We start from the raw sequence: 16,985 nt of genomic DNA on the forward strand, positions 1-16,985 counted from the left end.
GTAAGATGTATTCTTTTTCTATTATATCACTCAATCTATGTTTTTTTATTACAGTTTTATTTCATTCGTTGGCATTATATTCTAATTATTTAATGTCATTTGGAATATTTTTTTAAAATACACCAAATGACAACAAATTAAAACAGGAATCGAAGGAAAGTACTAGTCGATTCCTGTTTTATATCAATAAAAATGCATGTAAAAAAGAGCATTCAAGCAAGTTGCTTAGCTTGAATGCCCTATATTATTTTACATTTGTTGTTCGTCAGTCGTTGTATAACGAATTAATACTGCTCCTGTTTTCGACTCTCCTTCGATAAATAAGCGATTTGCATTTTCCACTTCTTTATCAAAACGAACTACTTTAGTTAAAAATTGATCTTGCGTTTCAATTTTCGACGTATCTTGAATACCTACATCCACTTTGCCGAAGTTTGTTACAATTTTTCCGCTTAAAGACATTGTCCGTGGTACATAAATTTCAACGGCTCCAGCAACTGTATGTGCTTTAATTTTTGATGAATTACTAGAGCATGTTGTGACAACAACATGTCCATTTATAGATTTCGCTTCTACTTCATCTAATGCACCATCTAAATAAACACGTCCATTTAATGTTTCAGCTTCTAAATCTTTACCTCGTACATCTGTAAGTTCAATTGAGCCATTCGATGAATCTACTTCTGCCTTCGTAAATACTAGCTTAGAGCCTTTAATTGCTCCATTAAGTGTTTTAAGTTTTAACTGATCCAGCTCAATATCTTGCAGAGCAACACTACCGTTCATTAAACGGACCGACAATTTATCTAACTTTTCCTTTGGCACAAGCAATTGTACATTGACCTGCACGAGCTTTAGCTGACTTAAAATACGAAGTGTGCCTTCCTCATTTTTCACAACAAATTGCTCTAAAAAATGATTACGTGTTTCTTCTTCGTTATCATTAAGAAGTGGTGCCTTTACTTTACAAATAATTTGGAAGTTATCACCTTCACACGTTTCTAATGAAAAATTGCCATTCGGTAATTCAACAATGACATTTTCTACATTCTCTGCCGCTAGTTCTTCTGTATGTGTAAATTCAAATTTATCACCAAATGGCGAAGAAACATCGAATTCTTTTACTTTTTTAACCGCCGTATTCATCATATCCATAAAGATGGAACCGATTTGCGATAAATCCTTACGAAAATCATGCATTTCATCTTGGAAATATTTTGTGAAGTCTGCATCTTTTTTCTTTTCTTCTTCTTTAAACTCTGGATCTTTAAAGATAGACTCTTTCTCTGTTGAGGATTGCTGACCCATATTCGACACATCGCTATTACTACTTTGAGTGGACTTGCTAGGTTGCTCTAATGCTTCTAATAATGTAATCGCCTCTTGCGCTGAAATTGTTCCTTTTTCCACAAGTTCTAAAATTCGTTGACGTTCATTTTGCATAATCATATAGCCTCCCACAGATTGTTATATCTATTTATACGTATCCCTATGTGAAAAGTTTCACTGAAAAAATGAAAAAGCATTGACTAGCACAAATTATGAAATATTACATTGCCGCTATTAGGTATATTTTTGATATGTGCAATAAAATCTGCAAGATTTCCTAAGTGAGGACAAACCTTTTGCGAGCTGCTCCAAAAGCTAAAGAGTCTGCTAGGTGTTAAGTCCTTCACTCGGAAAAAGAGCAGATTTTTATAATAAAATTCCCCTATTTACTGATTGAAAATTTATTTAGATGCCTCTGCTAAAGCAGCTTCCATACGCATTCGATCACGTGTTAATATCGGTTTTAAATATTTCCCTGTATAAGAGCCAGCTACTTCCACTACTTCCTCTGGCGTTCCTGTTGCAACAATGGTACCACCCTTGTCGCCACCCTCTGGCCCCAAGTCAATAATGTAATCCGCTGTTTTAATAACATCTAAATTATGCTCTATAACAAGTACAGAGTCACCATTTTCAACAAGTCGTTGCAACACAAGCAATAAGCGTGCAATATCATCCGCATGTAAACCCGTTGTAGGCTCGTCTAAAATGTAAAATGACTTACCTGTTGAACGGCGATGTAATTCTGAAGCCAATTTCACACGCTGTGCTTCACCACCAGAGAGAGTCGTAGCAGGTTGTCCTAATTTCATATACCCTAACCCTACATCAACAATCGTTTGTAATTTACGTTGGATTTTAGGAATATTTTCAAAGAACACTACCGCATTTTCAATTGTCATATCTAAAATATCCGCAATACTTTTATCTTTATATTTCACTTCTAGTGTTTCTCGGTTGTAGCGTTTTCCATGACAAACTTCACATGGCACATAAACATCTGGCAGGAAATGCATTTCAATTTTAATGATTCCGTCGCCACGACATGCTTCACAACGACCACCTTTAACGTTAAAGCTAAAACGCCCTTTTTTATAGCCGCGTACTTTTGCCTCATTTGTTGTTGCGAAAACATCTCGAATATCATCAAATACACCTGTATACGTTGCAGGATTTGAGCGTGGCGTTCTTCCGATTGGTGATTGGTCAATATCAATGACTTTTTCCAATTCCTCTAACCCTGTGACTTCTTTATGAGCACCAGGCTTCACCTTTGAACGATTAAGCTTTTGTGCTAAAGATTTATATAAAATTTCATTAATTAGCGTAGATTTCCCTGAGCCAGAAACACCTGTCACTGCTACAAATAGACCTAATGGTACATCTACTTTAACGTTTTGAAGGTTATTTTCCTTTGCTCCTAAAATAGATAGTTTACGACCATCTGGTTTACGACGCTCGATTGGGAGAGGAATAAATTTCTTGCCACTTAAATATTGCCCTGTTAACGACTTAGGGTTATCCATTACTTCCTGTGGTGTACCTGAGGCAACAATTTGTCCCCCTTGTACACCAGCCCCTGGTCCAACATCAATAAGATAATCCGCTGCGAGCATTGTATCTTCATCATGTTCAACTACAATTAGCGTATTTCCAATATCACGCATATTTTGTAACGTACTAATAAGACGGTCATTATCACGCTGGTGTAGCCCTATTGATGGCTCATCTAAAATATAAAGCACACCCGTTAAGCGAGAACCGATTTGCGTTGCTAGGCGAATACGCTGAGCCTCCCCGCCTGAAAGTGTCCCCGCAGCACGATTTAATGTTAAATAGTCTAACCCTACATTCACTAAGAACCCGAGTCGTTCTTCAATTTCACGCAAAACCAGTTTTGCAATTTGCATATCCTTTTCAGATAAATCGAGCTCTTTGAAAAACGTATCGGCATCCTGAATCGAATACTCTGTTACTTGTCCGATATGCTGATCGGCAATTTTCACTGCTAATGTTTCGGGTTTTAAGCGGTAGCCTTTGCATGATGGACAAGCTTGCTGTGCCATATATTTTTCCATTTGTTCTCGTACATAATCCGAAGTTGTCTCCTTAAAACGACGCTCTACGTTACGAACAACACCTTCGAATTCAATCATTTGATCTCGCACATTGCCAAACTCATTTTCATAATGGAAGTGAATTTTATCTTTACCTGAGCCAAATAAAACCTTATCCATCTTTTCTTTAGGTATATCTTTGACAGGTACATCCATTGGAATATCGTAATGGTCACATACAGCTTTTAATAGCTGTGGATAATATTGTGAGCTTGTAGGCTCCCACGGTGCAATAGCATGCTCTAGTAATGAGCGATCCCAATCTGGCACGATAAGATCCAGATCAACCTCTTGTGTCGTGCCTAAACCGTCACAGCTTGTGCACGCTCCAAAAGGACTGTTAAATGAAAACATACGAGGCTCTAATTCCCCAATTGAAAATCCACATAATGGGCAAGCATGATGTTCGCTAAATAATAATTCTTCATGCTCCATTACATCTACAAGTACGCGCCCTTCCGCCAATCGAAGTGCTGTTTCTAATGAATCACTAAGACGAGCTGCAATTCCTTCTTTTACAACAACACGATCGACTACAACTTCTATCGAATGCTTTTTATTTTTATCAAGATCAATTGCATCATCTAAATCGCGTAATTCTCCATCAATTCGTACACGAACAAAGCCTTGCTTCTTCAAATCCTCAAGTATTTTTACATGTGTTCCTTTACGCCCAGAAATCATTGGTGCAAGTAATTGCATTTTCGTACGTTCTGGGTAGACGAGCAAACGATCCACCATTTGCTCAATCGTTTGAGACGTAATCTCAATACCGTGATTTGGACAAATCGGCTTGCCAATACGAGCAAATAGTAAACGCAAATAATCATAAATTTCCGTAACTGTTCCGACTGTTGAGCGTGGGTTTCGGCTCGTCGTTTTTTGATCGATTGAAATGGCAGGCGATAGCCCTTCTATTGCATCTACATCGGGTTTATCCATTTGGCCAAGAAATTGGCGAGCATATGCCGATAATGATTCGACATAGCGACGTTGTCCTTCAGCGTAAATCGTATCAAACGCCAATGATGACTTTCCAGACCCAGATAAACCTGTTATCACAACTAATTGGTCACGTGGAATTGTGACATTTATATTTTTTAAATTATGTGCTCGTGCACCTTGCACGACAATTTCTGTATTTTTCACAAGCCAATCACCCTTCTGCTTTCAATTCAAATATTGTATCGCGAAGCTCTGCTGCACGTTCGAAATCAAGTGCTTTTGCCGCTTCCTTCATCTCCAATTCAAGAGTAGCAAGTAATTTCTCTCTTTCTACTTTCGTTAACTTTTTGCCTTTTGTTGCTTTTGTTACATAAGACTCCTCTTCCTCTGCCACCTGTGTCGCACGAATAACATCTGGAATCTTTTTGACAATTGTTTTCGGTGTAATACCATGTTCTTCGTTGTAAGCCATTTGAATTGTACGGCGGCGTTTTGTTTCCTCAATAGCCTTTTTCATAGAATCAGTCATATTGTCCGCATACATGATGACATGACCATTCGCATTACGTGCAGCACGGCCAATTGTTTGAATAAGAGAACGCTCTGAACGTAAAAAGCCTTCCTTATCTGCATCTAAAATTGCTACTAGTGATACTTCAGGAATATCTAAGCCTTCACGCAATAAGTTAATGCCGATAAGTACATCATATGTACCTTTACGAAGTTCGCGGATAATCTCGATACGCTCTAGTGTCTTAATCTCTGAATGTAAGTATTCCACTTTTAAGCCCATTTCCTTCAAATAAGCTGATAAATCTTCCGACATTTTTTTCGTCAATGTTGTAACAAGTACACGCTCATTGCGCGCAATACGATCATGTATTTCATCAATTAAATCATCAATTTGCCCTTCAATTGGACGAACATCAATTAACGGATCTAATAATCCTGTTGGACGTATAATTTGTTCTACCATTTCTGGAGTATGTTCAATTTCATATGGGCCAGGTGTTGCTGATACATAAATTGCTTGATGAATATGTTTCTCAAATTCCTCAAAACGTAATGGACGATTGTCTAGTGCAGATGGTAAACGGAAACCATGCTCTACAAGAACACCTTTACGCGCCTGATCCCCATTATACATACCCCGTACTTGTGGTAATGTCACATGGCTTTCATCAACTACAAGTAAAAAGTCCTCTGGGAAGTAATCAAGTAACGTATAGGGTGTTGCTCCAGCTTCACGTAATGTTAAATGGCGTGAGTAGTTTTCAATACCTGAGCAAAAGCCCATTTCTCGCATCATTTCTAAATCATAGCGTGTACGCTGTTCTAAACGCTGCGCCTCTAATAGCTTATCTTCTGCCCGCAATAGCTCAAGACGTTGCTCTAATTCTTGTTCTATATTGTCAATTGCTTTAAGCATTTTTTCTTCACGCGTAACGAAGTGGGATGCTGGGAAAATGGCTACATGGTCTCGATCTGCCAATATTTCTCCCGTTAAAGCATCTACTTCTCGAATTCGATCAATTTCATCTCCGAAAAATTCGACACGTACGCAATGTTCATCACGAGATGCTGGGAAAATTTCCACAACGTCTCCTCGCACACGGAACGTCCCACGAGTAAAACTAATATCATTGCGTTCATATTGCACGTCGACTAATTTTCGAAGTAATTGATTGCGCTCAATTTCCATCCCTGTGCGAATTGATACAACCAATTCCCGATATTCTTCTGGAGAACCTAAACCGTATATGCAGGATACGGAGGCAATAATAATAACATCATCGCGTTCAAAAAGTGCCGAAGTAGCTGAGTGACGCAGTTTGTCGATTTCATCATTAATGCTTGAATCCTTTTCGATATACGTATCGGTTTGCGGAACATACGCTTCGGGCTGAAAGTAGTCATAATAACTTACAAAGTATTCAACCGCATTATTTGGGAAGAACTCTTTGAACTCACTATATAATTGACCCGCAAGTGTTTTATTGTGGGCCATAATCAGTGTTGGTTTTTTTATTTGCTGAATGACGTTAGAAATCGTAAACGTTTTACCCGTCCCTGTTGCTCCAAGTAATGTTTGATGTCGTTTCCCTTCACGTACACCCTCCACTAATTCTGCAATCGCCTGTGGCTGATCCCCATTAGGCTGATATGGCGCCTGTAAATCAAATGTTTGCACGCATGTCCCCGTCCTTTCCTTCCAATTTGTACATATATTTTAGCATAGCAGTATTAAAATATCGAACATTTAACGAACGAATGTTTGTTATTTTTTCATTTTCAATTTTTGGTATGTCTCTTTCAGTTACGATCAACTTCTATCCTTTATACCCATGATTAGATATATACCCATTCTTTAATCATAGAATTCTAGAAAAATAAAAGATTTTACAGCAAGCAATAATCTATCGGCACGCTTATCGTCTAGTTCATGAGACAAAAAAATCCGCTCTCCTGTAGTGGAGAGCGGTTTTATCATATTATTCACTTGCTACTTTGTGTAAAGCTTCTAGTTCAGTTGCGTATAAGTGAAAAGCTTTTTTATCTCGTTCATCGAGTGTTCTATCTATCAGAACCATTAGCTGTTCTTCACGATGTATACGCTGGATATGATTTAAAAATAAATCTAAATAAATCTCGTTCAATAATTTCTCTGCCTCATCAATTTTTTTGGACTGACCAACGGCTTTTAGAAAATCTGTGTACGAATAATATTTATCCAACGATCTCACCTCGATCCTTTTCTAAATTATAAGAAAATTTAGATTAAAATGCAACGCTAAACAAATAAAAATCATCTATTATTTATTAGAATTATAGCGTAATTTCGAGTAAATCCCTTAGGAAAAAGCATCAAATTTCTATATATTTTAAGCTTAAATCTATATTTCCAGATTGTATTTTTGTCATTTACACTACAAATAATCACTATCAAAAGGAGGTTTTTACATATGTCATCAAATTATGTGAATGGTTATTTAATGTCTTTCAATACTTATTTATTACAACCGATTCAGCATGAATCTAAAGTTTTTACTCGAGTTATCGACAAGCATAATGAGCTTATTGTGACACGCAAACCTTTGCATGTTTTACGCAAATCTTGCATCTCATTAGGCACGACTTATGAAGCGGCAAAACATTCAGCAAAGCGTTTTTTTGGTAATCAACATAAGCTTCCCATAGTCGTCGCATATGATTATGGCTTTCCATGTATTTTTTTACCGACCTATTCACCAAACTCTATACACAATATTTGGATTGGGCTTCATGCTATTTCAAATATTTCACCAAGTAATGAAGGCTGTATTATTACATTGAAAAATGATATGGAAATTGAATTGCCTATTAAATATGCTTCGATTAGTAAACAATTTGTGAATGCTTCCATGCTTTATAAACATTATATGGGTGAGCGTAAACAACTTAGCCATGATGCTCCGTATCATCCACCATTTTAATGAGAAGGTTCACTTGAGTATTAATAAAATATCTACTTGTTAGGGTTAGTAGGAGCTGTCACAAAAAATGCTCTATTCATGTGACTCTTCCTAAAGCGTAAAAACCCACTTCGCTTTCCGCGGGCACACACATAAGCCGCAACCTTCGCTAACGCGCGGTTTGTTGCGTCTTACGTTCTGTGTATTCCCGCTGGAGTCTACGTGGATTTTTACTTAGAAATTTATATATCAATGTTCTACTAGCAGTGCAAGGTGGATATTGCGTAGCGGATTTCCTCTTCTATTTTTTGCATTGGATATTCTAATGCGAAAAACCCACTTCGCTTTCCGCGGGCACTTCGTAAGCCGTAACATTCGCTGTTGCGTCGTTTGTTACGTCTTACATTGGGTGCATTCCCGCTGAATGCTTTGTGGGTTTTTTGTTTGATAACCTTACTAACAAAATTCTGAATTGTTTGAGTGACTGGCACTTATCATTAAATTTTAGAACGTAAATATGCATTGATAAATGGATCTAAATCTCCGTCCATTACTGCGCCTACATTTCCTGTTTCTTCACTTGTACGGTGATCCTTAACCATAGAGTATGGATGGAATACGTATGAGCGGATTTGAGAGCCCCAGCCAATTTCCTTTTGCTCACCGCGAATTTCATCAAGTTGTGCTTGCTGCTTATCGATTTCTAATTGATACAATTTCCCTTTTAACATCGTCATTGCTTTTTCACGGTTTTTAATTTGTGAACGCTCTGCCTGACATTGAACGACAGTGCCAGTCGGAATATGCGTAATACGAACAGCTGAATCGGTTGTATTAATATGCTGACCACCTGCGCCTGTTGCACGGTACGTATCAATTTTTAAATCCTCTGTACGAATATCTACTTCAATATTGTCATCGAATTCAGGCATAACATCACATGAAACGAATGATGTATGACGACGACCAGAAGAGTCGAACGGTGAAATACGTACTAAACGGTGTACACCCTTTTCAGCCTGCAGGTAACCGTACGCATTATGCCCTTTAATAGATAATGTAACGGATTTAATACCCGCTTCATCACCAGGAAGATAATCGACTGTTTCTACTTTAAATCCGCGTTTTTCAGCCCAACGTGTATACATACGTAATAACATAGAACCCCAGTCTTGAGACTCTGTACCACCAGCACCAGGATGGAGCTCTAAAATCGCATTGTTTTGATCATATGGACCACTTAATAGTAATTGCAATTCAAAATCGCCCATCTTTTGTTGGAATTCTGCAAGCTCGCTACCTAACTCTTCCTGTAATTCCTCATCGGGCTCTTCACGTAATAACTCTAGTGTCATATCTAAATTTTCATGTGTATCTACTAACTCTTTATATTCATTCACAATGGCCTTTAAGCCATTACCTTCATTGATGACTACCTGTGCTCCTTGTTGATCGTCCCAGAAGCCTGGCTCTAGCATCATTTCATCTAATTCTTGAATACGTGCCTCTTTGTTTTCTAAGTCAAAGAGACCTCCTAAAGTCCGCCAATTTTTTGGCTGTAGTGTCTAACGCGTTACGTACATCTGCTAATTCAATCATTGCTAAATCCTCCGAACATATTTAATGGATATTACAAGTAAAATCCGTATTATTCTATTATAGCGTTTTTCAAGCGGAAAACATAATTTTTTCAATACGCCAATCCATAATCCAAAAAAAATAGTAGTACAAAGCACTTAGCTTATACTACTATTTTTTATGTTCAATTTAGTTTGGCAAGTAAACTTTTCCGAGCTTCTGCATGAATTTTTTGGTCACAATGCTCACATGTCAATCGTCTATTGCGATCCACTTTATAAAGTTGATATTTCCGCGTTCCTTCTAAAAGCTTAAATTGTTTTTTACAGCAAATACAAATCGTTTCATAATAAATCATCAAAGCCTACACCCCTCTGTATTTATTAATTGGATTTCTAATTAGCTAATAATTTTAAGAACAGTTATTGGATAGTCCGTTACAATCAGAACAGAAAAACCTACAAAGATGAACTGCTTCTGTTTTCTAGCATTCATCTTTTTTCGTTTCATCCTCTACCTTAGAGCGAATTGCCATTCGTTGAAATACTTTGACACGATCAAACTGCACAAGTAAATGTTTTGTTCGTTTTTCAAGTTTGTATTTTAATAAAAAAGCTCTCTGAATACGATATTCAAATGCTTTCGGACTCACATCCACAATAATTTCTTGACCGTTCATAAATACAACCTTTGTTTGCTTTTTACCAATAGCAATATAATCATCTATATGATGGACAGCAAACCAAATACACTCTGGATGTAATGGTGACTTACTAGGGAACCACAAAATATTAAACCGTTCATGAACAACAATGGGATTTTTATTGAGCTTACCTAAGATCATCTTTGAACCATCAAAGGCCCCTCGCAAGCTCGAACCAAAATAACGGAGATTAAAATCCATTAATCTTGTAGGAGATAATTTGGATATATATTGATAGTCTCTTTCAATAACTCTCGTACATAAATTTCCAAAGGCATCATACTCAGGCATATACAACATTGTTTCACTACTCATAATGTCTTCACAATTATAATGCAATGATTACTCCTCCTTTAAATCATGTTTATCGTGTGAATTAAAAAGGAATGTACATGTTTATTGGTATATCTATGTACTTCCTCGAGCACGTCTGCTAAAACTACATTACTCGAGAATTTGATTCAACTAACGCATAAATTCACCTCCCCTTTTGTCAAAGAAAGTAAATTCATATGAAAGTGTCTTACTATTTATTTAAATAATCTGCTATACTCATTACTTTCGTTGAACTAAATACCTATTGTTACAATTATTGTATACTTTCGGTTGTCTATTGTCTATTAATTCAGATTTTGGTATCATTTCTTCCATGGCAAAAAAAGATCAACTCAACTTTTCGTTGAATTGATCTTTTCGTATCTTTATTGACCTGCACCATGGCAGTTTTTAAATTTCTTTCCACTACCACATGGACATAAATCATTACGTCCAATATTTTCAGCTTTACGTACAGGTTGTTTCTTCGGTGCTGGAGAACCATCCTCTTTCGGATTCACAGCTTGACCTTTCGCAACCTCTTCACGTTCTAAGTTACTGCGGATTTCTGCTTTCATCGCATATTTCGCTACATCCTCTCGAATTGAAGCGACCATATCCTCAAACATCGCAAAACCTTCTTGTTGATATTCTCGTAGCGGATCATTTTGACCATATGCACGTAAATGAATCCCTTGTCGTAATTGATCCATTGCGTCAATATGATCAATCCATTTCGTATCAATTGAACGTAATAAAATAACCTTCTCAAATTCACGCATACGCTCTGGTGTAAGCTCTACTTCTTTTTCATCATAGCGTTGGTGTACAGCATCAGAAATAATCGAATTAATTTCTTCGGCAGTTTTACCTTGGAAGTCTGCTACTTTTAATGTGCCTTCTTCTAGTAAGTTAGCTGCCACAAAGTCCTCAATCGCTTTTAAGTTCCAATCTTTTGGCTGCTCACCTTGTGTATAAAGACCGACAATATTATCAATTGTTTCCTGAATCATTGACTCTACAAGTTCACGCATATTTTCTGTTTCTAAAACGTCATAACGCTCTTTGTAAATAATCTCACGTTGCTGACGTAAAACATCATCATATTGTAGTAAACGTTTACGTGCATCGAAGTTATTCCCTTCAACACGTTTTTGCGCTGATTCTACCGCTCTTGATACAACTTTCGATTGTAATGGTTGTGAATCATCCATACCAAGACGCATCATCATAGACTTCATATTATCAGAGCCAAAGCGGCGCATTAATTCATCTTCAAGCGACAGGTAGAATTGCGTAACCCCTGGGTTCCCTTGACGACCAGAACGTCCACGTAGCTGATTATCGATACGTCGTGATTCATGACGCTCCGTACCAATTACAGCTAAACCACCAATTTCTAATACACCTTCACCAGGTTTAATGTCAGTACCACGACCAGCCATATTTGTTGCAATCGTAACGGCACCTTTTGAACCTGCATTCGCGATAATTTCTGCTTCACGCTCATGATTTTTCGCATTCAGTACATTATGAGGAATTTTATGTTTATCAAGTAACTGTGAAATAATTTCAGATGTTTCGATCGCAACTGTACCTACAAGTACTGGTTGACCAGCCTTATGACGCTCAGCAATATCCGCTGCTACAGCTTTATATTTCCCTTCCATTGAAGCAAAAATTAAATCTGGACGGTCATCACGTGCAATTGGTTTATTCGTAGGAATTGCAATAACGCTCATATTGTAAATATTACGGAACTCTTCTTCTTCTGTTTTCGCAGTACCCGTCATACCCGCAAGCTTTTGGTACATACGGAAATAGTTTTGGAACGTAATTGTAGCCATCGTCATCGACTCATTTTGAATCTCAACGCCTTCTTTAGCTTCAATTGCTTGATGGAGACCATCAGAATAACGACGTCCCTTCATTAAACGACCAGTAAAGCCGTCAACGATAACAATTTCGCCTTCTTGCACAACATAGTCAACATCATTATGCATACTCACATGCGCCTTTAACGATTGGTTAATGGCATGATTTAAACGTACATGTGTTAAATCAAACAAGTTGTCGATACCGAATGCTTTTTCGGCCTTTTCTACACCTGCATCCGTTAATGTAACGCCTTTTGTTGATTCTTCATACGTGTAATCTGTATCAGCACTTAACATGCGTACAAACGCATTAGACTGCTTGTACAACTGCGCTGATTTCCCAGCCTGTCCCGAAATAATTAATGGTGTACGTGCCTCATCAATTAAAATCGAGTCAACCTCATCGATTACAGCGTAGTGAAGTGGACGTTGAACACGTTCTTCTTTATAAAGCACCATATTGTCACGTAAATAGTCAAATCCTAATTCATTGTTTGTACTATACGTAATATCTGCATCATATGCAGCACGCTTTTCTTCTTTTGATAAGCTGTTTAAATTTAAGCCTACTGTAAGCCCTAAGAAATTGTACAGCTGTCCCATTTCAGCAGCGTCACGACTAGCCAAATATTCATTGACTGTAACAACATGCACGCCTTTACCAGTAATCGCATTTAAATAAACCGCCATAGTAGCAGTTAACGTTTTACCTTCACCCGTTTTCATCTCTGAAATATTACCTTCATCAAGTGAAGCAGCACCCATAATTTGCACGCGGAAAGGATACATTCCTAATACACGCTTCGACGCCTCACGACTAACTGCAAAAGCTTCAGCACGAATGGAATCTAATTTTTCGCCATCTGCATAACGTTTCTTAAATTCTTCTGTCTTCGCTTGTAGTTGCTCATCTGAAAGCTGTTCCATTTGAGAAGCGAATCCCTCAACTTGGTCAGCGATTTTTTCTAATTTTTTTAACTCACGTTTATTGAAATCAAATAATTTATTTAATAGGTTTGCCATGAATATTTTTCACTTCCTATACGAGTCTCAAATTCCATTTTACCATTGTGTAACAGTTTCATGCAAACAGTGTCCTATAGTAAGGTACAAAACATCGCAAAATAAGTTCATTTTACGACCTTTTTTTACCTTTTAAGTGTAAGACGAGGATATTACAAATGAAAAAGAAAATAATTTAGTTGCTTATCAATTGACTACACATCTACATTAAAAATGCCTGCCTCCATCTCAAGTAACTTTAACCTATCCCTCTCATAGCAAGTTCATCTAGATTAACAAATAAACACAATACCATTCTCCTCTTAAACACTTTGTTCTTATTTGCAATCCTTGTTCTTTCTTCAATAATCGGCAAGACAGCTCTATATAAAAGAAAACAGGTAATCTTGCAGTAGAAAATTATAAAAAAAAGCAGAGGTTTAAATCCTCTGCTTACTTTTTTGCCTAGCGACGTCCTACTCTCACAGGGGGAAGCCCCCAACTACCATCGGCGCTAAAGAGCTTAACTTCCGTGTTCGGTATGGGAACGGGTGTGACCTCTTTGCCATCATCACTAGACTTTATATTTAATTGAAAGATGTTATTCTTTCAAAACTGGATAAACGGTTCATTGAATGTTTCAAACTTTTTGGTTAAGTCCTCGATCGATTAGTATTCGTCAGCTCCATGTGTCACCACACTTCCACCTCGAACCTATCTACCTCATCGTCTTTGAGGGATCTTACTTACTTGCGTAATGGGAAATCTCATCTTGAGGGGGGCTTCATGCTTAGATGCTTTCAGCACTTATCCCGTCCACACATAGCTACCCAGCGATGCCTTTGGCAAGACAACTGGTACACCAGCGGTGTGTCCATCCCGGTCCTCTCGTACTAAGGACAGCTCCTCTCAAATTTCCTACGCCCACGACGGATAGGGACCGAACTGTCTCACGACGTTCTGAACCCAGCTCGCGTACCGCTTTAATGGGCGAACAGCCCAACCCTTGGGACCGACTACAGCCCCAGGATGCGATGAGCCGACATCGAGGTGCCAAACCTCCCCGTCGATGTGGACTCTTGGGGGAGATAAGCCTGTTATCCCCGGGGTAGCTTTTATCCGTTGAGCGATGGCCCTTCCATGCGGAACCACCGGATCACTAAGCCCGTCTTTCGACCCTGCTCGACTTGTAGGTCTCGCAGTCAAGCTCCCTTGTGCCTTTACACTCTACGAATGATTTCCAACCATTCTGAGGGAACCTTTGGGCGCCTCCGTTACCTTTTAGGAGGCGACCGCCCCAGTCAAACTGTCCGCCTGACACTGTCTCCTGCCCCGCTAAGGGGCATGGGTTAGAATTTCAATACAACCAGGGTAGTATCCCACCGACGCCTCCTTCGAAGCTGGCGCTCCGAGATCTCTGGCTCCTACCTATCCTGTACAAGTTGTACCAAAATTCAATATCAGGCTACAGTAAAGCTCCACGGGGTCTTTCCGTCCTGTCGCGGGTAACCTGCATCTTCACAGGTACTATAATTTCACCGAGTCTCTCGTTGAGACAGTGCCCAGATCGTTACGCCTTTCGTGCGGGTCGGAACTTACCCGACAAGGAATTTCGCTACCTTAGGACCGTTATAGTTACGGCCGCCGTTTACTGGGGCTTCAATTCGCAGCTTCGCTTGCGCTAACCACTCCTCTTAACCTTCCAGCACCGGGCAGGCGTCAGCCCCTATACGTCACCTTACGGTTTTGCAGAGACCTGTGTTTTTGCTAAACAGTCGCCTGGGCCTATTCACTGCGGCTCTCGTGCGCTTGCACGCTCAAGAGCACCCCTTCTCCCGAAGTTACGGGGTCATTTTGCCGAGTTCCTTAACGAGAGTTCTCTCGCACACCTTAGGATTCTCTCCTCGACTACCTGTGTCGGTTTGCGGTACGGGCACCTCTCACCTCGATAGAGGCTTTTCTTGGCAGTGTGAAATCAGGAACTTCGTCCATACGGACTCGCCATCACAGCTCAACGTTACAGTGTGCGGATTTGCCTACACACACGCCTTACTGCTTGGACGCGCACAACCAACGGCGCGCTTACCCTATCCTACTGCGTCCCCCCATTTCTCAAACGGTGAGGAGGTGGTACAGGAATATCAACCTGTTGTCCATCGCCTACGCCTATCGGCCTCGGCTTAGGTCCCGACTAACCCTGAGCGGACGAGCCTTCCTCAGGAAACCTTAGTCATACGGTGGACGGGATTCTCACCCGTCTTTCGCTACTCATACCGGCATTCTCACTTCTAAGCGCTCCACCAGTCCTTCCGGTCTGACTTCAACGCACTTAGAACGCTCTCCTACCACTGACATCGTAGATGTCAATCCACAGCTTCGGTGAATCGTTTAGCCCCGATACATTTTCGGCGCAGCGTCACTCGACCAGTGAGCTATTACGCACTCTTTAAATGATGGCTGCTTCTAAGCCAACATCCTGGTTGTCTGTGCAACGCCACATCCTTTTCCACTTAACGATTACTTTGGGACCTTAGCTGGTGGTCTGGGCTGTTTCCCTTTTGACTACGGATCTTATCACTCGCAGTCTGACTCCCGTGTATAAATATCTGGCATTCGGAGTTTGTCTGAATTCGGTAAACCGGGATGGCCCCCTAGTCCAAACAGTGCTCTACCTCCAGTATTCTCATCACGAGGCTAGCCCTAAAGCTATTTCGGAGAGAACCAGCTATCTCCAAGTTCGATTGGAATTTCTCCGCTACCCACACCTCATCCCCGCACTTTTCAACGTGCGTGGGTTCGGGCCTCCAGTAAGTGTTACCTCACCTTCACCCTGGACATGGGTAGATCACCTGGTTTCGGGTCTACGACCACGTACTAATTCGCCCTATTCAGACTCGCTTTCGCTGCGGCTCCGCCTTCTAAAGCTTAACCTCGCACGTAATCGTAACTCGCCGGTTCATTCTACAAAAGGCACGCTATCACCCATTAACGGGCTCTAACTACTTGTAGGCACACGGTTTCAGGATCTCTTTCACTCCCCTTCCGGGGTGCTTTTCACCTTTCCCTCACGGTACTGGTTCACTATCGGTCACTAGGTAGTATTTAGCCTTGGGAGATGGTCCTCCCAGATTCCGACGGAATTTCACGTGTCCCGCCGTACTCAGGATCCACTCTGGAGGGAATAAACTTTCGACTACAGGGCTTTTACCTGCTCTGGCGGACCTTTCCAAGTCGCTTCATCTAACTCATTCCTTTGTAACTCCGTATAGAGTGTCCTACAACCCCAAGAGGCAAGCCTCTTGGTTTGGGCTCTTCCCGTTTCGCTCGCCGCTACTCAGGGAATCGATTTTTCTTTCTCTTCCTCCAGGTACTTAGATGTTTCAGTTCCCTGGGTCTGCCTTCAAGACGCTATGTATTCACGTCAAGATACTACGCGATTAAACGTAGTGGGTTCCCCCATTCGGAAATCTCCGGATCAAAGCTCACTTACAGCTCCCCGAAGCATATCGGTGTTAGTGCCGTCCTTCTTCGGCTCCTAGTGCCAAGGCATTCGCCGTGCGCCCTTAATAACTTAACCTAGTTATTAAGCCTATAAAAAACTTAAAAAAATAAATGTGTTTGTTACAATTTCAATGTCGTTTTATCCAGTTTTCAAAGAACAAATTTT

9 protein-coding genes and 2 rRNA genes are annotated in these 16,985 nt (G+C 39.9%); 1 reads left to right on the forward strand and 10 read right to left on the reverse strand.

From position 1 onward, the window contains the following. Positions 1-249 precede the first annotated feature (249 nt). From JNUCC52_RS10245 to JNUCC52_RS10260, 4 genes are all read right to left on the reverse strand, one after another. Positions 250-1,443 (reverse strand): DUF4097 family beta strand repeat-containing protein, encoded by a 1,194-nt coding sequence (locus tag JNUCC52_RS10245; protein ID WP_173478109.1) that lies wholly within the window; start codon positions 1,441-1,443, stop codon positions 250-252. A 287-nt stretch (positions 1,444-1,730) separates the two neighbouring features. Beyond that, positions 1,731-4,595 (reverse strand): excinuclease ABC subunit UvrA, encoded by a 2,865-nt coding sequence (gene uvrA / locus JNUCC52_RS10250; RefSeq protein ID WP_337982019.1) that lies wholly within the window; start codon positions 4,593-4,595, stop codon positions 1,731-1,733. Between the two features lie 7 nt (positions 4,596-4,602). Further along, positions 4,603-6,582 (reverse strand): excinuclease ABC subunit UvrB, encoded by a 1,980-nt coding sequence (gene uvrB / locus JNUCC52_RS10255; RefSeq protein ID WP_173478111.1) that lies wholly within the window; start codon positions 6,580-6,582, stop codon positions 4,603-4,605. Between the two features lie 301 nt (positions 6,583-6,883). Then, positions 6,884-7,126, reverse strand: a complete 243-nt coding sequence (locus JNUCC52_RS10260) for an IDEAL domain-containing protein (protein WP_173478112.1) — start codon at positions 7,124-7,126, stop codon at positions 6,884-6,886. 228 nt (positions 7,127-7,354) lie between these two features. Between JNUCC52_RS10260 and JNUCC52_RS10265 the strand changes: the two genes are divergently transcribed. Continuing rightward, positions 7,355-7,864: a competence protein ComK gene (locus JNUCC52_RS10265; RefSeq protein WP_337982020.1), complete on the forward strand. Its 510-nt coding sequence runs from the start codon at positions 7,355-7,357 to the stop codon at positions 7,862-7,864. Positions 7,865-8,340: 476 nt separating this feature from the next. On the opposite strand, the gene prfB is transcribed toward JNUCC52_RS10265, so the two are convergent. From prfB to JNUCC52_RS10295, 6 genes are all read right to left on the reverse strand, one after another. Continuing rightward, a protein-coding gene (gene prfB, locus JNUCC52_RS10270) for a peptide chain release factor 2 (RefSeq protein ID WP_402891586.1) occupies positions 8,341-9,442 on the reverse strand; the annotation gives its coding sequence in 2 pieces (ribosomal slippage) (positions 8,341-9,366 and positions 9,368-9,442; 1,101 coding nt in all). Positions 9,443-9,605: 163 nt separating this feature from the next. Next, entirely contained in the window at positions 9,606-9,782 is a 177-nt protein-coding gene (locus tag JNUCC52_RS10275; RefSeq protein WP_173477680.1) for a hypothetical protein, read from the reverse strand. Positions 9,783-9,905: 123 nt separating this feature from the next. After that, a complete protein-coding gene (locus JNUCC52_RS10280; RefSeq protein WP_337982021.1) occupies positions 9,906-10,463 on the reverse strand; it encodes a competence protein ComK in 558 nt (185 codons plus the stop codon). A 362-nt stretch (positions 10,464-10,825) separates the two neighbouring features. After that, entirely contained in the window at positions 10,826-13,339 is a 2,514-nt protein-coding gene (gene secA / locus JNUCC52_RS10285) for a preprotein translocase subunit SecA (protein WP_337982022.1), read from the reverse strand. Positions 13,340-13,781: 442 nt separating this feature from the next. After that, positions 13,782-13,897, reverse strand: a 5S ribosomal RNA gene (rrf, locus tag JNUCC52_RS10290). A gap of 70 nt (positions 13,898-13,967) precedes the next feature. Continuing rightward, positions 13,968-16,895, reverse strand: a 23S ribosomal RNA gene (locus JNUCC52_RS10295). Between the last annotated feature and the right edge of the window lie 90 nt (positions 16,896-16,985).

The sequence above is a fragment of the Lysinibacillus sp. JNUCC-52 genome (assembly GCF_015999545.1).
In the GTDB taxonomy this organism is placed as follows: Bacteria; Bacillota; Bacilli; order Bacillales_A; family Planococcaceae; genus Lysinibacillus.